Origin of the sequence: Hymenobacter lapidiphilus, assembly GCF_013377885.1 — a bacterium.
In the GTDB taxonomy this organism is placed as follows: domain Bacteria; phylum Bacteroidota; class Bacteroidia; order Cytophagales; family Hymenobacteraceae; genus Hymenobacter; species Hymenobacter lapidiphilus.
Map to the genome: position 1 here is coordinate 23942 of NZ_JABKAU010000005.1, position 24671 is coordinate 48612.

Annotated in this window: 20 protein-coding genes and 1 pseudogene; 16 read left to right on the forward strand and 5 right to left on the reverse strand. The window is 54.7% G+C overall.

What is annotated here, in order from left to right; genetic code table 11:
• The first annotated feature begins 47 nt into the window (after positions 1-47).
• From murI to HW554_RS20550, 11 genes and pseudogenes are all read left to right on the forward strand, one after another.
• Positions 48-884, forward strand: coding sequence for a glutamate racemase (murI, locus tag HW554_RS03730; RefSeq protein ID WP_176907010.1), 837 nt, complete (start codon positions 48-50; stop codon positions 882-884).
• A gap of 191 nt (positions 885-1075) precedes the next feature.
• Positions 1076-1609 carry a CsgE family curli-type amyloid fiber assembly protein gene (locus HW554_RS03735; protein WP_176907011.1) on the forward strand — a complete coding sequence of 178 codons (534 nt, stop codon included), beginning with the start codon at positions 1076-1078 and terminating at the stop codon, positions 1607-1609.
• Positions 1610-1657: 48 nt separating this feature from the next.
• Positions 1658-2083, forward strand: coding sequence for a curli production assembly/transport component CsgF (locus HW554_RS03740; RefSeq protein ID WP_176907012.1), 426 nt, complete (start codon positions 1658-1660; stop codon positions 2081-2083).
• Positions 2084-2190: 107 nt separating this feature from the next.
• Positions 2191-3609: a CsgG/HfaB family protein gene (locus HW554_RS03745; protein ID WP_176907013.1), complete on the forward strand. Its 1419-nt coding sequence runs from the start codon at positions 2191-2193 to the stop codon at positions 3607-3609.
• Positions 3610-4823: 1214 nt separating this feature from the next.
• Complete coding sequence (locus HW554_RS03750; protein ID WP_176907014.1) at positions 4824-5588, forward strand: hypothetical protein; 765 nt, start codon at positions 4824-4826, stop codon at positions 5586-5588.
• Positions 5589-5776: 188 nt separating this feature from the next.
• A complete protein-coding gene (locus tag HW554_RS03755) occupies positions 5777-6376 on the forward strand; it encodes a hypothetical protein (protein WP_176907015.1) in 600 nt (199 codons plus the stop codon).
• 181 nt (positions 6377-6557) lie between these two features.
• Positions 6558-6941: a curli-like amyloid fiber formation chaperone CsgH gene (gene csgH / locus HW554_RS03760; RefSeq protein WP_176907016.1), complete on the forward strand. Its 384-nt coding sequence runs from the start codon at positions 6558-6560 to the stop codon at positions 6939-6941.
• A gap of 87 nt (positions 6942-7028) precedes the next feature.
• Entirely contained in the window at positions 7029-8555 is a 1527-nt protein-coding gene (locus HW554_RS03765; RefSeq protein WP_176907017.1) for a carboxypeptidase-like regulatory domain-containing protein, read from the forward strand.
• A gap of 725 nt (positions 8556-9280) precedes the next feature.
• Positions 9281-12487 carry a T9SS type A sorting domain-containing protein gene (locus HW554_RS03770; protein ID WP_176907018.1) on the forward strand — a complete coding sequence of 1069 codons (3207 nt, stop codon included), beginning with the start codon at positions 9281-9283 and terminating at the stop codon, positions 12485-12487.
• Between the two features lie 617 nt (positions 12488-13104).
• A pseudogene (locus tag HW554_RS21075) lies at positions 13105-13959 on the forward strand (lamin tail domain-containing protein); the annotation flags it as partial.
• A 195-nt stretch (positions 13960-14154) separates the two neighbouring features.
• Positions 14155-14667, forward strand: coding sequence for a T9SS type A sorting domain-containing protein (locus HW554_RS20550; protein ID WP_317170820.1), 513 nt, complete (start codon positions 14155-14157; stop codon positions 14665-14667).
• A gap of 195 nt (positions 14668-14862) precedes the next feature.
• On the opposite strand, the gene HW554_RS03780 is transcribed toward HW554_RS20550, so the two are convergent.
• The 3 genes from HW554_RS03780 to HW554_RS03790 all read right to left on the reverse strand — a co-directional run bounded on the left by HW554_RS03780 (position 14863) and on the right by HW554_RS03790 (position 17003).
• Positions 14863-15189 (reverse strand): HesB/IscA family protein, encoded by a 327-nt coding sequence (locus tag HW554_RS03780; RefSeq protein ID WP_116940514.1) that lies wholly within the window; start codon positions 15187-15189, stop codon positions 14863-14865.
• Positions 15190-15273: 84 nt separating this feature from the next.
• A complete protein-coding gene (gene iscU / locus HW554_RS03785) occupies positions 15274-15690 on the reverse strand; it encodes a Fe-S cluster assembly scaffold IscU (RefSeq protein ID WP_116940513.1) in 417 nt (138 codons plus the stop codon).
• Positions 15691-15788: 98 nt separating this feature from the next.
• The gene (locus HW554_RS03790; protein WP_176907020.1) at positions 15789-17003 is read right to left on the reverse strand and encodes an IscS subfamily cysteine desulfurase; all 1215 of its coding nucleotides are present in this window, start codon (positions 17001-17003) and stop codon (positions 15789-15791) included.
• Between the two features lie 157 nt (positions 17004-17160).
• On the opposite strand from HW554_RS03790, the gene mce reads away from it, so the two are divergent.
• From mce to HW554_RS03815, 5 genes are all read left to right on the forward strand, one after another.
• Positions 17161-17574 (forward strand): methylmalonyl-CoA epimerase, encoded by a 414-nt coding sequence (mce, locus tag HW554_RS03795; RefSeq protein ID WP_176907021.1) that lies wholly within the window; start codon positions 17161-17163, stop codon positions 17572-17574.
• 291 nt (positions 17575-17865) lie between these two features.
• Complete coding sequence (locus HW554_RS03800) at positions 17866-18447, forward strand: L-threonylcarbamoyladenylate synthase (protein ID WP_176907022.1); 582 nt, start codon at positions 17866-17868, stop codon at positions 18445-18447.
• 94 nt (positions 18448-18541) lie between these two features.
• Complete coding sequence (locus HW554_RS03805; protein WP_176907023.1) at positions 18542-18808, forward strand: hypothetical protein; 267 nt, start codon at positions 18542-18544, stop codon at positions 18806-18808.
• 144 nt (positions 18809-18952) lie between these two features.
• Positions 18953-20371 (forward strand): CCA tRNA nucleotidyltransferase, encoded by a 1419-nt coding sequence (locus HW554_RS03810; protein ID WP_176907024.1) that lies wholly within the window; start codon positions 18953-18955, stop codon positions 20369-20371.
• 133 nt (positions 20372-20504) lie between these two features.
• A complete protein-coding gene (locus HW554_RS03815; protein ID WP_176907025.1) occupies positions 20505-21149 on the forward strand; it encodes a hypothetical protein in 645 nt (214 codons plus the stop codon).
• Positions 21150-21595: 446 nt separating this feature from the next.
• Here the strand turns inward: HW554_RS03815 and HW554_RS03820 are convergent, their stop codons facing one another.
• A complete protein-coding gene (locus HW554_RS03820; RefSeq protein ID WP_176907026.1) occupies positions 21596-24244 on the reverse strand; it encodes a PspC domain-containing protein in 2649 nt (882 codons plus the stop codon).
• 51 nt (positions 24245-24295) lie between these two features.
• Positions 24296-24643, reverse strand: a complete 348-nt coding sequence (locus tag HW554_RS03825; protein WP_176899437.1) for a PadR family transcriptional regulator — start codon at positions 24641-24643, stop codon at positions 24296-24298.
• Positions 24644-24671: the final 28 nt, after the last annotated feature.

The following is a 24671-nucleotide window of genomic DNA, read 5'->3' on the forward strand; positions in this document are numbered from 1 at the left end:
ATAAAGCCCGATAAAAAATCCTGCCTGCACCTCTTACATTAGCCCCAATGAACAATCCGACTTCTCCCGGCAACCTTGCTACCCGCCCCATTGGCGTATTCGACAGCGGCATTGGCGGCCTGACGGTGGCGCGGGCCGTGGCCCGGGTGCTGCCTCACGAGCGGCTGGTGTACTTCGGCGACACGGCCCACTTGCCCTATGGCGACAAAAGCACCGCCGCCATCCAGGCTTACGCCGTGAAAATATGCGACCTGTTGCTGCGCCAGCAGTGCAAGGTTATTCTGATTGCCTGCAACTCGGCCTCGGCCGCCGCCTACGAGCTGGTGCGCGAATACGTAGGTTCCAAGGCACAAGTACTCAACGTTATCGACCCTATTGTGGCGCACGTCGGGCAGCAATACGCCGGGCGCACAGTAGGCCTGATTGGGACCAAGCAAACGGTAAACAGCAATGTTTATAAGAAGAAGATAGACGACCTCGACGCCGGCGTGGACCTTCGCAGCCTGGCCACCCCACTGCTGGCCCCCATGATTGAGGAAGGCTTCTTCAATGATACCATTGCCAGCAACGTCATCGAGACCTACCTATCCAACCCCGCGCTGGAAGGTGTGGAGGCGCTGGTGCTGGCCTGCACACACTACCCACTCATTAAAGAGCAGATTGCCGAATTCTATCAGGGCCGTACCGAAGTGCTCGATGCCTCCGATGTAGTGGCCCAGCATGTGCGGCAGTACCTGGAAAGCCGGCAGCTGCTGGCGCCTGCTATTGCCACTCCGCCCCGCCATCACTTCTACGTATCCGATTTCACCCGCTCGTTCGAGGAGAGCACCCGCATCTTTTTCGGCCAAGAAGTGAATTTGGAGCACTATCCGCTGTGGGAGTAGGAGTTTATAAAGTGCTTTTACAGGTCAAACAAAATTAGTCATATTCATATAGTAAATACTTATATTTAGGCACCAAAAGGGAAAACCAAGTGGTCTGGCCCTTGCGCTTGTTGCTCTAATGCACCGGCGGTGCTATGCTATATTCAGCTGATTTCTGGCGAAAATGGGGTTTTTGGCTATTGCCATGCCTGTTGCTGCTTGCCCCGGCCGCTCTGGCCCAGGGCGTGCGGCAACCCCCGGCCCGCGTGAAGCAGCAGGGCAGCCCTGCGCCGGCTCAGGCCCCTACCAATGAAAGAAAAGCAAACCCGCTTACTCCCAAACAGCTGGAGGAAGCCCTACGGCTGCTACTCCAGGTAACGGCCGACTCGACTGACACCCCAAAAGTCCAGCGCGGCTTTGAAATAGAGGGCCTCGTCGTCGACCAGACCATCAGTAAGCTCGGGCGTGACTTCTACAGCGTGTTTTTCAGCACGTTCGAATCCCCGGCCGGCTCAGGCGACTACGTGGTTACGATTACCGAGAAGCCTGCCCGGGGCACCAGCATTCTGGTTACGGTAGCCGTCAACAACACCGATTTGCTCGAAATGCCACTCCAGCCAAACGAGGAATACATTGACGCTGCTGCCAGCGAAGCGGTTAGCACTGTCACGCAGCACCTCATGGAAAACAACCGCCTGGGCAACGAACTGGAAAAGGGCAATAGTCAGCCTCTGGAAGTGTATTAGCCCTGTCCTGCCTCACCTCTCCCGTCTTCTCTCCTAACCCATTCCCCCATGAAATATCTGTACTGCTCTTTTCTTGCGCTGCTGTTGGCCTTGTCTGCCGCACCAACTGTCAGCGCCCAGGATTTTATATACGAACCGGTCAATCCCAATTTTGGAGGTAATCCATTCAACTATTCTTCTCTGCTGAGCGCAGCCACTGCCCAGGATACCTTTAAGGACCCCGATGCCGAGCAGGCCCGGGCTGTCGAGGATCCTCTTACCTTATTTGCCACCAACCTTAACCGCCAGATTCTGAGTCAGCTCACTGACCGCTTCATCAGCGACCAGTTTGGCCGGGGCACGGTACGAGCCGGTAGCTACACGGTGGGCGGCTACCAGATTCAGGTGACACCCGGTGCTAACGGCGTCGTTATCGTCATTGGCGACCCCGCTACCGGCAACCAGACCACCGTAACTATTCCCAATCTGCCTTAGCCAGTCGGTAACGTGTTGGTACCCGGCTCCATGGGCCGGCTGCCTGCGTTGCGTGCCCCCAGCGTTTCTCCTCCTGTTTTCTCTCCGATACTAGTCGCTGCCTGTCTATGAACACTGCTACCGCACGCTTTTATACCTATACCTTGTGCCTACTGGCCGGAATACTGCTGGCTGCCTGCAGCCCATATTTCCATCAGCCATTCGGTCCTGAGCGGGCCCGGCTGGGAGCCGAAGTGAACGGCAACGCTGACATGCTCAGGCTACCGGCGGCGAAGTCCCGTACGGTGGTAGCGGTGTATAAATTCCGCGACCAGACGGGCCAGTACAAGCCTCAGGCCAATGGGTCCAGTTTCTCTACTGCTATTACGCAGGGCACCACCACCATTCTGTTGCGGGCACTCGAAGAGTCAGGCTGGTTTGATCCTATCGAGCGCGAAAACCTGGGTAACCTGCTGAACGAACGTAAAATTATTCGTTCTACCCGCGCCGAGTTCACCGAGCAGACCGGTGTGCAGCAGCCGGTATTGCCGCCCCTGCTGTTTGCGGGCGTTATGCTGGAAGGAGGTATCATCTCCTATGATGCGAATATGCTGACGGGTGGCGCAGGGTTGCGCTACTTTGGTGCTGGTGCTTCGGGGCAGTATCGCCAAGACCGGGTGACGGTATACCTGCGGGCCATCAGCACCAGTAATGGCCGTATTCTGCGCACCGTGTACACCTCCAAAACTATTCTGTCGCAGCAAATTCAGGGCAGCCTTTTCCGCTTCGTAAGCTTCAAGCGCCTGATGGAAGCCGAAACGGGCTTCACTTATAACGAGCCCAGCGAAATGGCGATAAAGGAGGCCATTGAAAAAGCTGTGCAGGCCCTCATTTACGAAGGTATTCAGGACCGTCTCTGGCTTCCCAAGGATTCAACCGAAGCCACAGGCTCCAAAATGCTGCAGTATGTGAGCGAGCGGGAATACGGCAAGTACTACGATGTACTGGGCCGGCAGATACTGGACCGCAAAAAGGCGCTGCTGGCTACCATTTCGGGTGGGGGCCAGCGCTACGCCGGCGACTTTGCCTCGCCCCGTATTACGGCCATTACACAGTTGCAGGTGGCATATCAGCCCGCAGGCGGCTTTCTCAACCCCTACGTTGCTGTTGGGCAGAGCCGACTAGCCGCCCGTCAGTTCTTCGACCAGAAATTCTACTTCACCGAGGCAGGCGTGATGATGCGCGTGTTGCCGACCGACCGCTTTACTCCTTATCTGCAGTTGGGTGGCGGTGTAACCACCAGTGGTAATAGCTTGTCCACAGTAGGAGCAGCCAGTCGGTTTACGCCCCACGTTTCGGCCGGTGCTGGTCTCGAGTATCAGTTCAGCTTGAACTGGAGTATGATTGGTGGTGTAGACAGTCGCCTGTTTCTGCGCGACGATATTGACGGCGCTGATGTTGGGCGCTACAATGATAATAGCGTTGGGGTCCGGGTTGGCATCACCTATCAACTAAGTGCCCGCCGAAAAAGTCCGGCCGCTAAATAATCCTTCTACCCTTCTATAAAAGCACTGTTGCCGCTCCTAGGAGCGGCAACAGTGCTTTTATAGAAGGGTGGTTTGTGGCTGAAATGCCTTTACTGTAGCCGCATTATTATACTACAGGTACAAAGAGGCTGGAATTACGCTATCTATCAGGAAAGTCACTTCCACCCCTCAAAGCACTACTGTGTGATTTCCCTGCATCAGTGCTGAATAATTGCCGTTACGCAATAGCCCTAATAGGACAGCATGGTGGTAGCAGGTAGAGACAGTATAGCAACGTTAAAGCTCCAGCGAGGCGACACCAATCGTCTACCCGTTGTGTCGCCCGGTTGGGTCTTCTGAGTTTGTTCGACCAGCACTGCTGATATACCGCCTTGCAGGGGCTACTGCGTAAGGTCAATGAATAACTGCTGCCACGTACCGTTCCCTTAAGTTGATTGTGGGAATGCCACAGGGTGCGGGATTTTCCCTCGCCTGCTATTGAACGGCCCGGACTTGAATCGTGCAACGGCGGGCAGGGCAGGGGTAAGCCCTGCATCCTCTACCAATCAGCCCTGGCTGCGTAACGCCAAGCACCACCCTGCTGGCATGATGAGTCGCAAAGCGGGTGCCCTCTGATGGTAAGGTCAGAGTCGGCCAACGGGCCAGAGCGTGCAACAATGGCTTACGATATGTACTGCTGACGCTCAATGCAAAGTAATAGCGCTTTTTGAGGGCTGTTAGAAAGCGCTAAACACATAAGCCATTTAAGAGCGATTGTGCTGATCAGTCTATTCTCCCCCTAGATCATCGCTTCAAGGAATGCGTACAGGAGCAAAATGTGAATTAAACACTGTTACAAAGATTGTTTTTTATGTAAAAGTAAGATTGCTAGATACTTATGATTAAAATTGGTTGTGTCTATAATAGAATAGTATCTAAGTTTTTTATACAAATAAAATATAATTAAAAAAACAATTTATTAAACTATACTTATTTGTGATTGATTATGAGGTACATAAGATATGGACATTCAATTTAACTCTTAAAAATATGATATTGTAATGTAAAAGTATAACTAAAATTTTTTTGCGTCTATTGCATGTTGATTATTCTTATTTATATTTGTCTCAATCAAAGGGCAAGGATAATCTTAAAAGGAAATAGTTCCTTTTGTATGCCTGGCCTACCCCTCGAAATTTTTCTCTTATTTTTTTCACTCTTTTCCCCCCAATACCATGAAAAAAGTACAACTCCTCGCCGCTGCTGCCGTTCTGTTCGCCAGCTCCGCTTATGCCCAGTCGGGTACCCGCGAAACCTTCCGCGCAATCAACGCCTGCATCGGTTGCGAGCCTGCTCCAGCAGTAGTTCGTCCTGCCAGCCAGACCAACACCAATAGCACGCCTGCACTTGCTGCTATTGACAACTGCTCGGTAGTAGTACAGGGTGGTACTGGTCTTAATTCCGGAGATAACAACCGGGCCGTAGTTGACCAGTCAGGTACTGGTAACCGTGCTGCGCTTTTCCAGCGTGAAGGCAACGGTAACTACGGACTGCAGGTACAGACTGGTGGTTCTAACCAAGCTACTGCTGTTATCTGGGGCGACAATAACACCTCACTGCAGTTTCAGAGTGGTGACCGCAACAAAGCAGGCATCAACGTAGACCAGGTATCAGGAGCTGCTGTACCTCGTTCTTCGCAAAATGGCAACAGAAACTGGGCTGAGCAGAATCAGGCTGGCAATGATAACAACGCCGATATCAAGACCTTCGGCAACGATAACTATGCCTCGCAGAACCAAGTGGGTAGCCGTAACAGTGGCAGCATCTTCCAGCGTGTGAACGGTAGTGCTGCTACCCAGTCGCAGATTGGTAACGATAACACCGCTGTAACTCTGCAGGGTGGTTTGGCCAATGTGCCTTCCACTATCAGTGGTCAGCGTAGCTGCATTGAGCAGGGTGGCAACAGCAACCAGGCGCTGGTAATGCAGAACCGTCGCTAAGCCTTCGGGTGTAGCAAGGTAAGCCTGTAAGGCAGGTAATAACGGCCGGGCCCCTTTTCTCGCCGGAGAAAAGAGCCCGGCCAATGCCTGCTTCTATTGGGCAGGTAGTAGAGTAGAATACCCCAAACTGTTCTGCTCGGCTTCCTGAATAGGTCTAATCTACAGGACTTTGCGTAACTTCCACTCCTATGAAACAGCTCCGTTTTTTCGCATCTGCCGGCCTGCTGGCCTGTTTGCTGGGTTGGGCCAATGTGGCGCAGGCGCAACAAGAAGGCCAGAGCGAGGCCAATAACGCATCTCAGCGCCTAGTCGAAGACTTTGGTTTCTCCGCTCTCGACCAGCTGCCGGCGCCAGCAACGCTCAACACCCGCAACCTGGCAAAATTGGTACAGCTGGGTACTTTCAACAAAGCCCGGGCCGAGCAGGACAACCCTGGCAGCTTTGCTAACCAGGCGTACATTCTGCAGGTAGGCTCCTTCAATGAAGCCATATTGGTCCAGAGGGGTAGCGGTAATACAACTACCATCAATCAGCAGGGGAACGATAACACAGCCACGAGCAAAGTGCGAGGCGATGGTAATACCACTAAGCTCAACCAGATTGGCAACGGCAACGAATTCGTGCGCGATGTTACTACCAATCAGACCAGCTTCACGCTAACACAGTTTGGCAATAGCAACAAACTGCGCCAAACCGGTACCGAGTCGTTGGCTCCTCCGCGCTACGAGGTAGAGATGCGCGGCAACGGCATTCAGCTCTCTATTCAGAATGGCCGAATCGGCCAGTAGCAAAATAGCTGATCGTTGTGCTCTGCCCGACCTATGTTGGCAAACACCCGCCCTCCCAAAGTGGCGGGTGTTTGTGCGTTTGAAATACTGGTTGCAGGAGTCCTATAAATAATCGAATTTGAATGGTACTATGTTTCTAAAAAAAGGTATATTTGGTGTAAACAAAAAACGCTAAACCGCTATGTATACTGCTTTGTTTTTTTTGGCTGGCTGGGCCGCGCTGTTGGGAGTCAGTCAGGCGGCATCTGATCTGCCCTGCCGGGCCTGGCTGGAAGCTACGCCGCACGGCAATATGCTGGAAATGACCGGTAAGTGCGCGAGTCTGACAAAAAAAGCAGCCTCATTCAGGTATGAGATAACCTTGGAGCGCCAGGCAGCTGGTGGTCGCTCAAGCAGTCAACAGGGCGGTGAATTCGAGTTGGCTCCTGGCCAATCAGTGGTGCTGTCCAGTACGCGGGTAAATATTGATGGGCAAAGTACTTACATTGGCCATTTACGCGTCTTCGACACACATAATGTTTTATTAGCGCAGGATTCTGTGCGGCATGAGCCTGGAAGTAAGTAGTTTTAAACACCCCTTAGCCTGTCGATACCCAATTGCCGGCGCAGTATACAATTCCCCTCCGTTTTTCATTGCATTATCCTCCCACCCATGTTCCTTTCCATCCGTTCCCGAACGCTGTGGCTGCTGTTGGTTATTTCTACGCTGTGGCTCACGAGCTGCGAGGATAATCCGGTGGAGCCGGTGCTGTTTGGCAAAGTAACCGGCACCGTGCGCGATGCTCGCAACAACCAGCCGCTAGCCAATGCCTCTATTACTTCAACGCCCGCCACATCCTCGATAGTAACCGATGCCCAGGGTAATTTTGAGCTAACTGGTGTACCCACTGGCCGCCTGACTATCGTGGCAACCAAGGTCGATTATCGCTCGGTGACGGTAGCCGTAACTGTAGAGAACGAAGCCGCCGTAGCCGTGGCTATTGTACTGGAGAAAAACCTGTCGACCACGCCGCCCTCGCCACCGGTGCGGCCCGCACCTGCCGACCAGGCCACAGTGCCCGGACCAGATGTGAAGCTGGAGTGGCATCCGGCAGCAGGCGTAAGCAGAGGCGACTCGTTGCGTTATGATGTAGTGTTGTACCAGGGCACCAGTGGCGCTGCCCGCAATCTGCTCACCAATAGCCCCGATACTACGGTGGTAGCCAAGCAGCTAAACTATAACACCACATACTTCTGGCAGGTAACAGTACGCAACGCTGGCGGAAGCTCCGCTCGTTCGGCATTGTGGAGCTTCCGGACCGGTGCACAACCCGACAACCGCTACCTCTTTGCGCGAACTGAAAACGGTAACACCGATATCTATTCCAGCAACGAAACCGGCACCACATTAACGCGCCTCACCGCCTCTCCCTTCGTAGAAGCCAATCCCCGGCTCAGTCCCAACCGCGACCGGATAGCGTATACATCCAATGCTACGGGCCAGTTTCAGCTTTACACAATGAACCGCGACGGTTCTGACGTGCGGCAGGTAACCTTGCAACCCGTTGACGGCTACTTCAACCAGGGGATAGGCTACTGCTGGTCGCCAGATGGGGGGCAGCTTGTCTACAGCAGCTTCAACAAACTCTACCGCATCAACCGCGACGGCACTGGCCTGGTACTGCTGGCCACGGCTCCGGCTGAGCGACATTTCCGCGAGGTGGATTGGACGGGGCAGGGTAACCGCGTAGTGGTGCAGACGGTAGGCGTAAGCATTTACGATTCGGAGTTCTATCTGCTCAACGCCGACGGTTCGAACTTCACGCAGCTTATAGGTAACGTGCCTGGGCGCCTCGATTCACCCTCCTTCAGTGTGGAAGGACAGCGCATTATATATACCCGCGACGTCGATGCATTCAACGACGGTGCCGGCCGGCAGCTTAACGCGCATATTTTTACGCAAAACCTCGACGGAAGCGGCCTGATCGATGTATCAGCAGGCTCTGGTGGCACTGCCAACTCCACCAAGCCCGCTGGCTTCAACGATATATTCCCGCGCTACTCGCCTGATGGTGCCCGGATAATATTTGTGCAGGTAAACAACGTAACCCAATCAGTACCCGATATTTTCACGGTTGACTTGAATGGCCGGAATCGGGTAAAGCTGTTCGATAACGCGACGATGCCCGATTGGAAATAGGAGCAGATTTCAGCAGACGTCAGATGAGGGCTACCCGCGAAAGTGTGGGTAGCCCTCATCTTTTTTTGAGCGTAACAGTCATCAACGCAAGTACCTGCTATGTTGTTGGCAATTAGCAGACGATTAAGGAGTTTGGGAAATCTGATACACAAATGAGAACATCATGCTTCATTTATCATTAACGAGGTCGGGACATGATGTTTTTTTGAATTCCTAAAAAGCTTTAGTACTTGAAATAAGCAACTATATATGAATAGTTATATAAGTACTTGTCTTTCCAAGCGTGCTTATTTGAATAATGCTGCCTAGCTTTGTAGCCACTAAGAGCATTGAATAGTGTAATTAGTTGTTTTTCAGTTAGATAGGATGTTGTGTAAGATGGAATCACGCTGTGTAACCAGACGCTTGAAGATATATTGATTTATTATCTCGGAGAAGTAATATAAGATTGGAATCACAGGGTTATGAATACACCCATGTGTGATTTGGTAAAATAGATGAATGTTGGTCTAGCAGCCTAAAAACGTTTCCTTCATATAGAAAATATCAGACTATAAATAAAATTAATCATAATCCAAGGTGCGTCCAAGAACGTATAAGGCAATGCTTAAAGCACGTTGTTAATGGTATGGATAATGGCATAATCGTTGCTAAGACAATCTGTTACACCTCGACGTCCCTTCAAAAAAAACCTTCCATTCGTAAACAATTCATTTACCATACTCATGAAAAAGGAATACTTACGCAATAGCAAGCCCGGCTTAACCGGTCGCTTGTGGGCCTTATTGGCACTTCTATGGTTTGCACCCCTGTTGGGCCATGCACAGCAAGTGACACTAACAGCTGATGGCCCCAACTTGAACCCTGGGGCAAATGGTGTCTCAAATCCTCAATACTTTGGCTCGGTTCAGATTGGCGCATCGTCTGCGTCAAAGTCTTATACTGTAGCAGCTACTGACTTGGATCCGAATGGTAGTGTAAGTATTGTTGTTCCTGCCGGTTTTCAGGGCAGTATAAACAATACTTCGTTCAGCACTAATACTATAATGCTAGTTGCTAACGCAGCTGGTAACCTGAGCAACACAACTGTTTATCTGCGTTTTGCTCCCACTACGGGAGCTGGAACAACTATCAACCGTGCAATATTTGCCCAAAGCACTTTCGACGGTGGTCCTGTGTTTTCCTCACCTTCTATAAGGTTGCGAGGCGATGCAGTAGCCGGTTCACCTAACATCACGGTAACGCCCGCTGCCTTAGGATTCGGTGACCAAACAGTTGGCACAAATTCGGCCCCAATGATGGTTGAGGTAAGAGCTACTTCACTTAACGCCGACATTTTGGTGACTGCGCCAGCTGGTTTTGAAGTAGCCGCCAGCGGTTCCGGAACTTATGCTCAGACGCTAACACTGACGCGTAATGCAGCGGACAACTCGGTAAATACTTTCGTAGATGTACGTTTTGCACCTACGGCCGCACAGAATTTTGTAGCACAGGTTTCATTTGCCAGCGACGAAGCTACTACGAGAAACGTGAGTGTGTCGGGCACAGGCGTATTGCCTCCTGCTTCGTTGTCATCTGCTCCTGCCCAATTAGATTTCGCCACGTTGCAGGCTGGTCAGGTGTCGGCTCCTCAGAACTTTACTATTACCGGTGAGAACATCACCTCTGATGTTGTTGTGAGTGCGCCAAACGGCTACCTTATTCGTTTGGGTTCCAGCGGGACTTTTGTGCAAACTGTTACACTAAGCCCCACCAACAATCAGGTAAACGCTGTTTTGCAGGCCCGCTTTGCTCCAACTGCAGCAGGCAGCTACAACTCTACTATTACGGCTACCACTACCGGCAACGGCGGCGCAAACACCGGTGTTATCGTAACTGGTCAGGCTACGGCAGCTCCAACTGGCCCCTTCATTGTCGTTAGTCCAACCAATTTGGACTTCCAGACGGTTTCTGCCAGCGGTTCGGCTCAGACATTGGCCTTCTCTATCAATGCTGGAAATCTGGTGGCTCCTTTGGTGCTGACCGGCTCCAATAACAACATCGTTTTCCGAGATGCCTCGGCTGGTGGCAGTTTTGTAAACGGCCCTATTACCATCAATCCTGCTATGGATGGTACGGTTTCTTTGCGCGAAATAGAAGTACGACTGGTTGCTCCAGTACCGAGTGGTGCATTCGCCGGTACTATCACCGCTACCAGCACAGGCGCAGACCCTAGGGTTGTTACCATACAGGCTAATGCTATCAATGGTAACTCTACTATCAACATTGATGGCGTACTGGCGCAGTTTTCTACTGTACCTGGTATAGCTTCAGACGTACAATCGTATTTTGTAACCGGTACCAACTTGTTGCAGGATTTGCGAATAGCTGCTCCGCAGTTCTTTCAGGTGGCGCTTGAGCCCACTTTCGCTGGCATCGTTGGAACCGGCAACTCGCTGGCAATAACGCCGGGTACTAATGGAGATGTGCCTAAAACGGCTATTTACGTTCGTTTCCTGCCGCCATCAGCCCTCAGCACCACGTCGGTTATCATCAACTCTAGTAGCCCTGCTACTTCGCAGGCTGTACAGGCCAATGGTACCAGCGAACCGACTATTCAGATTCTGAATCCTTTTGTGGAGGAGCGCAACATCGTACTCAACACAAAGTCTTCTCCTTCGCAGGCCATCAATATCAGAGCTCAACGAGTATTGCAGCCTATCACTATCACGAAGCTGTTGTCGACTAACCCGCTTAATGTTAATAATGCACAGCAATTTGAGTTGTCGCTGGATAACGTAACATTCAGCAACAGCATCATGCTGACACCTAATACGTCTACTTACGTAATTGACCGCCAGATTTTCATCCGCTATGCTCCAACTTACCTAGGTACGGGCCAATCGACACTACAATTCCAGAGTAACGACTTCTCCAATACCTCTACCCAGTCGTTTGGTGCGAATGATTTGCTCTCGGGCCGTTCGATTGATACTGAGCCCACACTGCGGATTATTGCTGATGTGAAAAGGGATGATGTAGACAAGACGAAAGCTATTGTAACGTTCAATCTGCCTCCCAATTATGCCTCACTTGGGTATGGAGAGGGACGTCTGATCGTAGCCAGCGAATCGGCAACATTGCCTTCCGTAAACCAGCCTATTGACGGAACGCCTTACACCACCGGCAACCAGACATATGGTGTGGGTCCGCAGATTGCTCCCGGTTACTTTGTAGTGTATTCCGGCGCCAACAGTTCGGTTATCATTGATGGGTTGAATCCATCTGTTACGTACTACTTCTATACGTTCGAGTACAACAACATCCAGGACAACCTGAATATTGCAGTGCCCGGTGCCGAGAACTACTTGTCGCCCCCAACTCCTAACCTGATTCCGGGCCAGGAAGCTCCAGGCAACCCGCCACTGCCCGTGACGCTTGTATCGTTCTCGGCTAAGGTTAGCGGCTCGCAGGTAGCTATCCGTTGGGAAACCGCTTCTGAGCTCAACAACAAGCAATTTATAGTAGAGCGCAGCCGCGACAGCCGTACGTTTGAAACTGTTCTTACGCGTGCTGGTCAGGGCACTACAAATGCCACTACTGTATACAATGAGGTAGACAGTCAGCCGCTAAACGGCCTGTCGTACTACCGCCTGAAGCAGGTAGACCTGGATGGTAAGACCAGCTACAGCAGCATTGTACCGGTAAGCTTCCTCAAGGCTGGTGAAGTGGTTATGTATCCTAACCCGGTTACCGACCAACTCACTATCACGATGAACGGTGGTACCGAAGGAGTATCGGCTACCATCACCGATTTGTCGGGCCGCACTATACAGGCTCAGCAGCTACGGGCCGATGGCAAACTCAATATGGCTAACCTGAAGGCTGGCACCTATTTGGTGACGGTTGGCAAGGGCAACGCCAAAGTAACTCGCCGCATAGTGAAGCAATAAGATTTAGTATCTAGCCTTATTGCTATCGAAAGCGCCTCCCAATAGGGAGGCGCTTTTTTTGTTGCCTCAGAGCGCATTATAGAAGTTAAGTTAAAAGAATAATAAAAATAATTTCATTTAGGTATTTATCTGAGTAAATTGATAAGTAACAGCCACTTACGCACTACTGTATGCTATACTTCTCTGCTTTCTTGTTAGATCAGCTGGTAAGGATCCGGCCGATAGTTCTATTCTCGTCCCTTTTGCTATTGAGCCCGGTGGTAGGGTGGGGACAAAGCAATCCGGCTACATATAATCTAAACGCAGGGTCTTATAAATTCAGTGGGTTTAGCGACGTCACCTCAACCAGCTACCCCAATGCTGTACAGGGCCATAGTTTTAGCAGCGAACCGGATGCTACTACCGTCGTGCCCCCAACCGCCAATGTAGTCTTGGCGACTGGGGGAGCCATTACCAGCGGCAACATCCGCAACGAAGGGCTTGATGGTATAAGTTTGCTCGGTACTAACACTAATAACATAGGAGCTATAACACTGGCGCTGAACACGACCGGACGAGCCCAGATAGTAGTCAGTTGGATGACCCGTGTTGTCCATCCGGGAGAGCGGATAAACGGAATGCGGTTGCAGTACCGGCTGGGGCAAACCGGTAACTTCACGGAAGTAACTGGCTCTAGGTTCGAAAGCAATGTAGGAGGGCAGAGTACCTCGTTTACGGACATCGCGCTGCCCGAGGCAGTGAATGATCAGCCGGTAGTGCAACTTCGCTGGCTGTATTACGCTGTGTCCAGTAGTGGCACCCGTACCCGAATTGGGCTCGATGATGTAATAGTAGATAGTAACGCTGGCCCTGCAATACCTGCGCCTACTATTAGCAGCTTCACGCCAGCTGCTGGGCCGGTCGGCACCGTCGTTACCATCGACGGTGCGAATTTTATCAATGGGGTTACGGTAAGTTTTAACGGTACGGCCGCTACCGCTGTGAATGTGGTTTCTACTACGCAACTATTGGCCACTGTGCCGGCTGGTAGTAGCACTGGTCCGATAGCGGTGGCGTTGGGCAGTAAGGTAGGCAGCAGTAGTGCTAGTTTTGTGGTAGGGTCTCTGGTTGGGAAGGTGGTTATCAGCCAAGTTTATGGCGGTGGCGGTAACGCGGGAGCTACCTATAAAAACGATTTTGTTGAGCTCTTTAACCGAAGTGGCACAACTGTTTCGATAGGGGGATGGTCGGTCCAGTATGCATCAGCTACGGCCACTGGCAACTTTACGGCCATTACCCTTCTACCGACCTCCGCTTCCATTCCGGCCGGCGGTTACTACCTGATTCAGTTAGCAGGGTCGACTGTTGGTGCGGACTTACCAAAGCCTGACTTTACAGGTACCACCCGGCTGAGTGCAGCAAATGGAAAAGTGGCATTGGCCAATTCCGGGACCCCAGTAACGGAACCTTCAAATAGCAATGTGATTGATTTCTTGGGTTATGGTACGGCTAATCAATCAGAAGGAGGTAGTGCAGCTAATAGTATTTCCGTTACCCAAGCGGCTACGCGAAAGAATAACGGCTGCCAGGATACGGATAATAACAGCGCAGACTTCGTATCTAATCCTCCTGCGCCTCGTAACTCGGGAACGGCAACAAAACCCTGCGAAACGTCAGGTACGCTGCCAGTGCAGCTGCTCAGCTTCGGGGCTGAGCGGCGGCCGGCAGGAGTGCAGGTTAGCTGGGCCACGGCTACTGAGCAGAACAGCGCCAGCTTTGAAGTGCAGCGCTCTGCTACGGGTCAGGCGTTTCGCACTATTGCTACCGTGGCGGCCCAAGGCAACAGCAACAGCCGCCGCGAGTATGCTGCCCTCGATCAGCAGCCCCTATCCGGCGCTGGCTACTACCGCCTGCACCAGCTCGACTACGATGGGAAGAGTAGCTACTCGGTAGTGGTAAGTGTGGCCGCTCCGGGTGAGGTACGCGTGTATCCAAACCCCGTACAGACGAAACTGACGGTGGAGTTACCCACGGCCGGGGCCCGCTACCGCATCCTCAGCTCGTTGGGAAGTGTAATGCTGGCCGGAGAAGTGCCCGGCAGTAAAACTGAGCTTGATATGACCAGCTTGCCATCCGGACTATACCAGTTGGAAATAACCACTCTGGCCGGCCGCGAGATGCGTAAAATCATTAAGCAATAGGCACCTTCACCCAAACGGTCTCAGTTGCCTAGCTGCCGGCTGAAGGGCTTCGGACAGCGTAACGGAGATGTCACTTGCCAAACAGCTTCCAACCTGCTGCTGCTTACACATACGCTTATTGCATACGGCACACAAAAAAGGGTTCTGCCAATTGGCAGAATCCTTTTTTGTAGTAGAACAAAGTATTTGCAGCGGCTATACCGAGAAACTCTCGCCGCAGCCGCAGGTGCGGGAAGCGTTAGGGTTGTCGAAATAGAAGCCTTTGCCGTTGAGGCCGTCGGAGAAGTCGAGTTCGGTGCCGGCCAAGTAGAGGAAGCTCTTCATATCCACTACCACCTTCACGCCCTTGTCTTCAAATTCCTGGTCCATGTGCTTTACCTCGTTGTCGAAGTCAAGCTTATAGCTCAGGCCCGAGCAGCCGCCGCCCGCAACCGAAGCCCGCAACCGATAGGTAGCGTCCAGCTGCGAGTCGTGCATCAGCTTTTCAACTTTCTCCTTTGCTTTGTCTGAAACAGTAATCATGGCAATGGGGGCTAAATGTTTACGGGGCAGGGGTGACGTTTAGGTGTATTACCGATAGACGTCATCCCAAGCCTCATCAACCAGTTAGTGGTGCGACTTGGCCATTTCCAGTTCGGGCATACCGTTCTTCACACGGTAGTCGTTGATGGCTGACTTGATAGCGTCTTCGGCCAGCACCGAGCAGTGAATTTTAACGGGCGGCAATGCTAGTTCCTCCACAATCTCCATGTTGTCGATGGCCAGGGCCTCGTCTACGGTCTTGCCTTTCAGCCACTCCGTCGCGAGCGACGAAGAAGCAATGGCCGAGCCGCAACCAAACGTTTTGAATTTGGCGTCGGTGATGGTGTTGGTCGCTTCGTCCACCTCAATCTGCAGGCGCATTACGTCGCCGCACTCAGGAGCACCTACGAGGCCGGTACCTACGCTTTTCTTGTTTTTATCCAGCGTACCCACGTTGCGGGGGTTGCTGTAATGGTCGATTACTTTATCGGAATAAGCCATGATGTAGAAGTCTGGTGTTGGAAGTGAGGTGTGAGATGTTGGCAAAAACAGATTAACCGAGTCTCACCTCTCATGTCTCTGTACTCAGGTCTGAAGAATTAATGCTCAGCCCACTCGATTTTGTCGAGGTCGATGCCTTCCTGGAACATCTCCCACAGGGGCGACATTTCACGGAGCTTCGTAACGGCTTCTTTTACGTGGTTGATGGCGTAATCGATTTGCTCGTCGGTAGTGAAACGGCTCAGGCCGAAACGGAGCGAGCTATGGGCCAAGTCGTCGCTCAGGCCCAGAGCCTTAAGTACGTACGACGGTTCCAGCGAAGCCGAAGTACAGGCCGAGCCCGACGATACCGCCAGATCCTTCACGCCCATCATCAGGCCTTCACCTTCTACATACTTGAAGGAAATGTTGGCTACGTGCGGCAGGCGGCGTTCAACCGAGCCGTTTACGTAGCTTTCCTCCAGCGTCAGCAACTCCTTTTCGAGCCGGTCGCGCATAGCGCCGAGGCGGGCGGCATCGGCCGCCATTTCCTGCTTGGCCAGCTCGCAGGCCTTGCCCAGGCCTACAATGCCGGGCACGTTGAGCGTACCCGAACGCATGCCCCGCTCGTGGCCGCCACCGTCCATCTGGGCGGTAACCTTCACGCGTGGGTTCTTGCGGCGCACGTACATGGCACCTACACCCTTGGGGCCGTACATTTTGTGGGCTGTGAAAGCCATTAGGTCGATGCCATCGGCCTGCACGTCAACCGGAATCTTACCTACGGCCTGGGTGCCATCGGTCATGAACAACGCACCATGCTTGTGGGTAATGGCGGTAATTTCACGGATATGCTGGATGGTACCCGTCTCGTTGTTGCCGTACATGATGCTCACCAGAATCGTCTGGGGTGTCATGGCGGCTTCCAACTCGGCCAAGTCGATAAGGCCCTCCGAGTTTACAGGCAGATAGGTAACCTTGCCACCGATTTTCTCGATGTGCTTGCAGGTATCCAGCACGGCCTTGTGCTCGGTGGTGGTGGTGATGATGTGGTTGCCCTTCTGGGCATACATCTCGTAGATGCCTTTGATAGCCAAGTTGTCCGACTCGGTAGCGCCCGAAGTGAAGATAATCTCCTTGGGGTCGCAATTGATGAGGCTAGCAATCTGGTCGCGGGCGTAATCAACGGCTTCCTCGGCGGCCCAGCCAAAGGGGTGGTTACGCGAAGCCGCGTTGCCGAATACCTCGGTCAGGTACGGCATCATGGCTTCCAGAACCCGCGGGTCGAGGGGCGTGGTGGCGTTGTTATCGAGGTAAATGGGTAATTTGAGCATAGCCCGGAGTTCTGGTTTGTCAGCGGAGAATCATTCGTAGGTAGAACACAAAACCTGGCAAACAGGTTTAGTTTCGCCCTACATTCGTAGCTACAAAAGTAGAACAAATCCAAAGAAGCCGCGCTATCCGGCAGTGGCTGCCTGTTATTCCCTCTGCATGTTTACCAACCTAGAGCACCTCGGCCTGGCCGTCAACGACCTCGAAGCGGCTACGGCCCTCTATACCACCCTACTAGGCCAGCCACCTTATAAGCGCGAGCACGTGGCTTCAGAAGCCGTAGACACGGTTTTTTTTCAGGTTGGGGGATCCAAAATAGAGCTGCTGGCCGGCACTTCACCCGATAGCGCCATCACCAAGTTTCTGGCGAAGAAGCCCGAGGGCATTCACCACGTTGCCTTCGAGGTAGCCGATATCCGCGCCGAAATGGAACGCTTGCGGGCAGCGGGCTTTACGCTGCTCAACGAGGAGCCCAAGCGCGGGGCCGACAACAAGCTCGTCTGCTTTGTGCATCCCAAATCGGCCGCCGGCGTACTGGTCGAGCTGTGCCAGTCGGTGGAGAGTGAAGTTTGAGGAAACTGAGCTGTCATGTATCACCCTGAACTTGCGAGGAACCTAAACAGAAGCTAACGAAGCTGTTCAGGGAATGTCCAGAATCAGCATAACGTTCTTCTGACTCTCTTAAAACGAAACTGTTTAGGAAGCACTTGGAATCAATCAGACCGTCATGCTGAGCTTGCCGAAGCATCTCTGCCGCTTCGTTGAACGACTGCTACGAAGCGGTAGAGATGCTTCGGTAAGCTCAGCATTACGGTCCTTTGACTTCCTAAACAGCTTCAACACCTTCCTGATATATCCCGACCTATGTCCCCAAAATTCCTGCGTTCCGAGGCCGATGCGGCCGTAGATGCGCTGCTGCTGCAACAGGTGATACTTTACCCCACCGATACAGTGTGGGGGCTGGGCTGCGACGCCGAGCTGCCGCGGGCCGTAGAGCAGCTATACCAGCTTAAAAACCGGCCGGCCGAGAAGGCTTGTATTGTGCTGGTGGCCGATGAAGTCATGTTTGCCCGCTACGCCGCCGTGGTGCCCGCCAACCTGCCCGAACTGCTGGCCACCCAGACCCGGCCCACTACCTACATTGTGGCCGGCAGCCGCCATCTGGCCCCCAACCTGCTGGCCCCCGACGGCACCATTGGCCTGCGCGTGGCGCTCAACGACGAGTTTTGCCGGCTGGTGCTGCGGCGGCTGGGCCATGGGCTGGTCTCTACCTCGGCCAACATCAGCGGGCAGCCTACCCCGGCCACGTTCGGCGAGGTGGCCCCCGAGCTGGTCCGGAAGGTGGATTATGTAGTGAACTGGCGGCAGGATGATACTACCCGAGCTACGCCTTCGCGGGTGGTACGAGTGCTGGCCGATGGTGCGCTGGAAACAGTGCGGGAGTAATTTTTTGAAAGAAAGTAAGCTCAACAGAGGGTTACGTTTGGTGAGTGAGCGGTATGAAGCCCAAATCATCTCATCACCTCTCCATAAACTGACCATGAAATTCTCGTTCAAAAACCTGCTCGTTCTCGCCGCTTTCGCTCCTTTCGCCCTCGCTTCGTGCTCGGAGACTACTCAGGAAAACGCTGAGGCTACTGCCGAAAGCGCTGCTACCGATGCCGCTAACGCCACCGACGCTGCCGGTAACGCCATCGAGAACACTGCCGACCAGGCTGCCGCTGAAATGGCTCCTGAGACTGGCGACACGGCTGTAGTAAAGAACGTACCCGCCGACAAACTGGTGGAAGAAGTTCCAGCCCAGTAGGCATATAGCCAGCAACGGCTCGTATTAAAAAAGCGCCTCCCGGGTTTTCCGGAGGCGCTTTTTTTTGTGCGGTGCGCTCATAATGCCGCTGGTTGGTTCGTGCGCGAATCCAGGCCATAATAGGGGCCTTGCTACCTTTGCGCCATGCAAACGCCGCAACTCCCCGACCTGCCCCTGTTCCAGACCATTGCCGCCGCCGCCGCCGCCCAGGGTGCGCCCGCTTATGTGATTGGCGGCTTTGTGCGCGACCTGGCCCTGAACCGGCCCAGCAAAGACGTGGACGTGGTGTGCGTGGGCGATGGTATTGCGCTGGCCCAGGAGGTGAGTCGCCGTCTGCCCGGCCGGCCCCGCGTAACGGTGTTCAAAAACTTCGGTACCGCCATGCTGCCCACGCCCGACATTGAAGTGGAGTTTGTGGGCGCCCGCCGGGAAAGCTACCGGGCCGAAAGCCGCAAGCCCGAAGTGGAGGCCGGTACGCTCGAAGAAGATCTGGCCCGCCGCGACTTCACTATAAACGCCCTCGGCCTGAGCTTGAATGAGGCCGACTTCGGGGCGCTGGTAGACCGTTATGATGGCATGGGCGACCTGGCCCGCAAGCTTATCCGCACGCCGCTCGACCCCGATATTACCTTTTCCGACGACCCGTTGCGGATGCTACGCGCCGTGCGCTTTGCGGCCCAGCTCAACTTCGATATTGAGCCTGATACCTTTGATGCGCTGGCCCGCAACAAGGAGCGGATTAAGATTGTGTCGCAGGAGCGGATTACAACCGAAATCAACAAAATGCTGCTGGTGCCCAAGCCCAGTTACGGCTTCAAGCTGCTGTTTAGCAGTGGGCTGCTGGCCCTCATTTTCCCGAAGATGGCCGGGCTGCACGGTGTGGAGAAAGTAGGCCAGCACGCGCACAAAGACAACTTCTACCACACGCTGCAGGTGCTCGACAATGTGGCTGCGGCCGGCGGCGACCTGTGGCTGCGCTGGGCCGCCGTGCTGCACGACATTGCCAAGCCCGCTACCAAGCGCTACGACAAGCGCGTGGGCTGGACGTTTCATGGGCACGAGGACAAAGGCGCGCGCTGGGTACCGGGCATTTTCACCGATTTCAAGCTGCCACTGGGCGAGGAGATGCGTCAGGTGCAGAAGCTGGTGAAGCTGCACCTGCGGCCCATTGCGCTGGTGAAGGAAGTGGTAACCGACTCGGCCGTGCGCCGCCTGCTGTTCGAGGCCGGCGACGACATTGACCGGCTCATGCTACTGTGCCGCGCCGACATTACGAGCAAAGACCACAGCCGGGTGGCCCGCTACCTGCGCAACTTCGATGTGGTGGAGCAGAAGCTGAAGGAGGTGGAGGAGAAGGACAGCCTGCGCAACTTCAAGCCCGTCATCACCGGCGAGATTATTATGGAAACCTTTGGCCTCAAGCCCAGCCGCGCCGTGGGCGAGTTGAAGGAGGCGCTGCTCGAAGCCATTCTGGAGGGCCGGGTGCGCAACGAGCACGCCGAGGCTTTCGCGCTGCTGCTGGAACTGGGCCGCCAGCAAGGCTTAACGCCGGTAGCCGGGTAACGGTGGCCCGCAACTCATACTGCCGGTGCCATCTGCTGCATCAGGTTTGGCTGGCCGCCGGAAATGTGGTAGGTTCGGTAATTGCCAGCACACGCAAGAACTTCCGTTTCCTTCGGTTTCAAATTCAGCCAGCATGCTCCAACCAGGTAGAAAGGCCGCCGCGCTTTCCGTCGCGTTCAGTGTGCTCGGTGGGTTGCTGAGCGCCTGCTCCAAATCGGAAGAAGTTGCGCCGGCCAGCCCTCCGGCGACGTATGCACTCACCGACATGCGCTATTTTATGGCCGCCGATGACCGGATTGATTCGACCACGGTGCTCCTAAAGACGATAAGCGTACAAAATCCGACCGATGTACTGCTTACGCAACAAGTCGAGGTAGATTACGAATTGAAAAAGACGTCGCAGTTCACAATAGCGCAGGCAAACCCGCTTCCTGCGCAAGTAAAGCTAGGCGATTTTAAAGTCGGCGTACCGACTAACTTGGTCGGTAATACGTTGCTCATTTCGCCTAGATACCAGTTTCTGCTCAACGCCACGCCACAGTCGAAACCCTACGATTTAGGCTATAAGCAGGTGATGACAATCCGGGTGCCGCCCAGAAGCCGGATTGAGGTTACCTCGCAGGTTACGGCCTTGCAACTGCACTGCTCTTTCCGGGGCCTGGTAAACGAAGAAACGGCGCAGCGTTATCCCGCGAAGCAGTACCCTGTAGAAGGCAAATGGCAGGGACTTTTGTACTACCATCATTTCAGCGTGACCTTTACGGAGCATCCTTTGTAGAATATGCGCTGGCCATCAGGCCAGTTGCGGATGATAAGCGGTAGCTGACTATTTCCTGCGACCACCGCCACTGCCTCATCACCCCAGTTCCTATCAACGACCCGCAAACCAACAGCGGCCGGCCCCATATAGGGTCGGCCGCTGTTGGTTTTTAGCCGGGTAGGCTGATAAAGAAAGCCCCAACCATCCTGTTGCAGCAGGGAAACAGGCTGGGGCTCTCCGGGTCGCGTTTTGTTCACTCACATGCGGACCCTTTGTCGAAGCACCCTGGAGCGCTGTGCTGTAGCGGAATAAAAACCAGGCCAACAGCTGCCTGCCGGGTGCAGAATGTTTTTATAATTAGTAGAACGGCTAAGAAGCCAGTGGGTTACAGCAGACCAGGAATGATAGTGGCAGGCCGCCCAGGGGGGCTGCCACTATCATTCCCGGTCTGCTTACCGGGCTGCTTAGTCGCGTACGGCCCGGATGCTGGAGGCCCCCACAGCGCTACGGCGCACGTTGGTAGGCGAGCCGGTGTACTCGATTACGCTGGCCCCGGTGGCCTCGGCCTGTAGCTCGCCGGTTACGTTTAGGCGTACTTTGCTGGCACCTACCACATCAATGTTGGCGTTGCGGGCGGTGAAGCCAGGGGCGGTTACTTCGCAGGCACCGGCTCCGTCAATCGAGAGTTCGTCGGCCGAGCCACGTAGCGCCGCCCGGCAGGCGCCGGCCAGGTCCAGGTTCAGTTGGCCGAACTTGCCGTCCAGGGTCAGCTGGCTGCCGCCAGCCTGCTCCACTTGCAGGTCGCCGGTGCTAAAGCCGCTTACCTGGGCGCGGGCTCCGCCCACCATCTCCAACTGGTTCAGCTCGGGCATCTCTACCGTTATCAGCACGCGGCTGGCTTCGGAAGAAAAGTTACCCATTCGGAACACGCTGCGGTTGCGGGGCTTGATAACCAACTCGCTGCCGTCGCGCTCTATCAGCAGCTGGCGCAGGGCCTTGTCGGAGCCGGCGGCTTTGATGGAGTAGCTGCTGCCGGGGCGCACCACCAGCCGGTAGGGTCCGACCACGGATACGTGGTCGAAGTCCGACTCGGAGTAGCTGCGCCGGCCTGCGCCGTAGCCACTCTCGGAGGTGTCGAAGCCGTCTACGCCGCCAAAGTCGAGGTTGATGTTGGCATCGGCGCGGCCTTCGTCGTAGTCGGCGCTGGTTTCGTCGTCGGTGTTATCCTCGTTGCCGCCACGCAGGTCAGCATCGGTGCAGGTCAGGCATTCCAGTTTGCTGCCCTTCATGCGGTACACGAAATTCTCCGACCTGTAGGGTTGGCGTCCGCCTACATAATCTTCCGCATCAAGCCAGTTGGAAAAAGATTCCGTCATGCGGAAGGTCCGGCCGCGGGGCATGAGCAGGCGCAGGCGCATCTGTTGGTCGCGCAGGCGGGCTTTGGGCTGGTAGGTGAAGTGGTCGTCTATGCTCAGGGTCGAATCGTTGAGGATGCGCAGGGTGTGGGTGGTTGACGTAGCCGCCGTGCGGCGGGCCAGCGAATCGGACGAGCCTTTGGCGGAGATGATGCGCTCGAATCGGGGAGCCTGGGCGCTGTCAATCCCAATCATGTCCAGGCCTACCCACTGGTCGTTATCAAGCTGGCGGCGCTCCAGCAGCAGCCGGGAGCTGGTCAGGCCGTTGAGAGCTACCGTTTGCGTAACCTCCGACTCGCGCTGAAACTCGCGGCTGGCCCGTATGCCCGCCATCGAGCTGCCTACGATGCCCAGCAGCCACAAGCCCAGCAGCGTGAGATTGGCAGCCCGCGAGAGCACCGGCCGACGCAGCAGCATGCTTACTCCGGTGAGCAGCAGCGCCAGCGCCGGAATGCCTACCAGCAGGAAGAACGACAGCACAGCCCACACGGAAATATCGTTGAAGAGCAGGAAGGGCTGCAGCGGGCCGACATCCACCCAATCGGTTGCCGTCGTCATACCTAAGCCAACCCCCAGGCCCAGAATAATGGGCAGCAGCAGGCTGAAACCGGTCAGGATGAGCAAGCCACCCACGATGGCCCGGATGATGCCGCCAATACCATTGAGTACCGGCCGGAGGTTGCTGAACGAGTCTTCCAAAAACGTGCCTACAGGACGGTTGTTGGGGGTGCCGGTATCGGAGCCAGCCGCATAGGGGTTGTCGCGCAGGTTGCTGTCGAGGGCTGAGAGCGTAACGGCCGAGCCGCGCATGCGGAGCCGGTCGGAGGCCGTTTTGGCCTCGGGCAGCAGAATCCAGAGGGCAATGTAGAGCGGGAAGGCGAAGCCCCCGGCAAACAGACCTACCAGAAACAGAATCCGGATCAGCACCACATCGACCCGGAAGTAAGCAGCCAGACCGGCCGATACGCCGCCCACTTTGCCGTTGTCGGTGTCGCGGTAGAGCTTCTTGAAGCTCGGGTCCTCATCGGCCGGCGTGCCGTCGTGGCGCTTGGGCAGGGCAATCCAGAGCACCACATACAGCAGCACCGCGAAACCACCCAGGCTGAATCCCTCGAAGCGGAACGACTCATCATCGAAGTCGAACACGCCCCGGGAAATGGGCTTGATAAGCGCCAGGACCAGAAAACCCAGCCGGATCCAGAGTGGATTGACGGCGAAGTAGCGGGCAATACCAGCGGCTACACCCGCCACTTTGCTGTTGGCCATGTCGCGGTACAGGCGCTTGGTGCCCGTTTCGGCCTCGTCGGTGGTGGGCGGCACATCGGTAGTCGTGCTGCCGCCAGTGCTGCCGCCAGTGCTGCCGGTGTAGGTGCCTTGGGCCGAGCCGTTGGCTACGGCCGAGGCCAGCAGCTGCTCATCTTCGTCGGCCTCATCGGCGGGCTGGAAGTCGCTCACGCGGCCCATCTTGGCGGTCATGCTTTCCACGTCTTCCAGGGTTATTACCTGCTTGAGTGGCGTGATGCGGGCGGCGAAAAGCTCGGCAATACGGCTCTCAATGTCGGCCACGATTTCCTCGTGTCCGCGGTAGCCGCTGAAGTGGGCCTTCACCTCGGTCAGGTAACGGCTGAGCACTTCGTAACCGTCTTCCTCAATGTGGAAGATCATGCCCTGGAGGTTGATGCTGATGTTCTTTTTCATCGTAGTTGCTGCAACAAGTCAACAATAGGAGTAGGGGGAGGGAGGCGGCGCTTAGAGCGCAGGCGTGGAGCCGGGTTTCTGACTGATGATGCGGACCGACTCCTGGACTTCTTCCCAGGTTAGGCGCAGTTGGTGCAGGAAGTCCTGCCCGACCTCGGTGAGGGTGTAGTACTTGCGGGGCGGGCCACTCATGGATTCTTTCCAGGTGTAGTCCAGCAGGCCTGCGTTTTTGAGGCGCGTGAGCAGTGGGTAAAGCGTTCCTTCCACGACCAGCATGCGGGCCGCCGTCAACTCCTCGAGCATGTCGGAGGCGTAGACCTCGCCGCGGGCAATGATTTCGAGGATGCAGAACTCCAGAATGCCCTTCCGCATCTGCACTTGGGTGTTCTCGACTTTCATAAGTGAAGACAGATTGGGGGTGAAGAAT

What these genes read in the sequence shown, in the direction of transcription:
- HW554_RS03780 (WP_116940514.1), bottom strand. Translation starts at nt 15,189, where the DNA reads ATGATTACTGTTTCAGACAAAGCAAAGGAGAAAGTTGAAAAGCTGATG.
- HW554_RS03800 (WP_176907022.1), top strand. Translation starts at nt 17,866, where the DNA reads ATGTCCCCAAAATTCCTGCGTTCCGAGGCCGATGCGGCCGTAGATGCG.
- HW554_RS03820 (WP_176907026.1), bottom strand. Translation starts at nt 24,244, where the DNA reads ATGAAAAAGAACATCAGCATCAACCTCCAGGGCATGATCTTCCACATT.
- iscU (WP_116940513.1), bottom strand. Translation starts at nt 15,690, where the DNA reads ATGGCTTATTCCGATAAAGTAATCGACCATTACAGCAACCCCCGCAAC.
- HW554_RS03805 (WP_176907023.1), top strand. Translation starts at nt 18,542, where the DNA reads ATGAAATTCTCGTTCAAAAACCTGCTCGTTCTCGCCGCTTTCGCTCCT.
- HW554_RS03755 (WP_176907015.1), top strand. Translation starts at nt 5,777, where the DNA reads ATGAAACAGCTCCGTTTTTTCGCATCTGCCGGCCTGCTGGCCTGTTTG.
- HW554_RS03825 (WP_176899437.1), bottom strand. Translation starts at nt 24,643, where the DNA reads ATGAAAGTCGAGAACACCCAAGTGCAGATGCGGAAGGGCATTCTGGAG.
- murI (WP_176907010.1), top strand. Translation starts at nt 48, where the DNA reads ATGAACAATCCGACTTCTCCCGGCAACCTTGCTACCCGCCCCATTGGC.
- mce (WP_176907021.1), top strand. Translation starts at nt 17,161, where the DNA reads ATGTTTACCAACCTAGAGCACCTCGGCCTGGCCGTCAACGACCTCGAA.
- csgH (WP_176907016.1), top strand. Translation starts at nt 6,558, where the DNA reads ATGTATACTGCTTTGTTTTTTTTGGCTGGCTGGGCCGCGCTGTTGGGA.
- HW554_RS03740 (WP_176907012.1), top strand. Translation starts at nt 1,658, where the DNA reads ATGAAATATCTGTACTGCTCTTTTCTTGCGCTGCTGTTGGCCTTGTCT.
- HW554_RS03770 (WP_176907018.1), top strand. Translation starts at nt 9,281, where the DNA reads ATGAAAAAGGAATACTTACGCAATAGCAAGCCCGGCTTAACCGGTCGC.
- HW554_RS03745 (WP_176907013.1), top strand. Translation starts at nt 2,191, where the DNA reads ATGAACACTGCTACCGCACGCTTTTATACCTATACCTTGTGCCTACTG.
- HW554_RS03765 (WP_176907017.1), top strand. Translation starts at nt 7,029, where the DNA reads ATGTTCCTTTCCATCCGTTCCCGAACGCTGTGGCTGCTGTTGGTTATT.
- HW554_RS03810 (WP_176907024.1), top strand. Translation starts at nt 18,953, where the DNA reads ATGCAAACGCCGCAACTCCCCGACCTGCCCCTGTTCCAGACCATTGCC.
- HW554_RS03790 (WP_176907020.1), bottom strand. Translation starts at nt 17,003, where the DNA reads ATGCTCAAATTACCCATTTACCTCGATAACAACGCCACCACGCCCCTC.
- HW554_RS03750 (WP_176907014.1), top strand. Translation starts at nt 4,824, where the DNA reads ATGAAAAAAGTACAACTCCTCGCCGCTGCTGCCGTTCTGTTCGCCAGC.
- HW554_RS03815 (WP_176907025.1), top strand. Translation starts at nt 20,505, where the DNA reads ATGCTCCAACCAGGTAGAAAGGCCGCCGCGCTTTCCGTCGCGTTCAGT.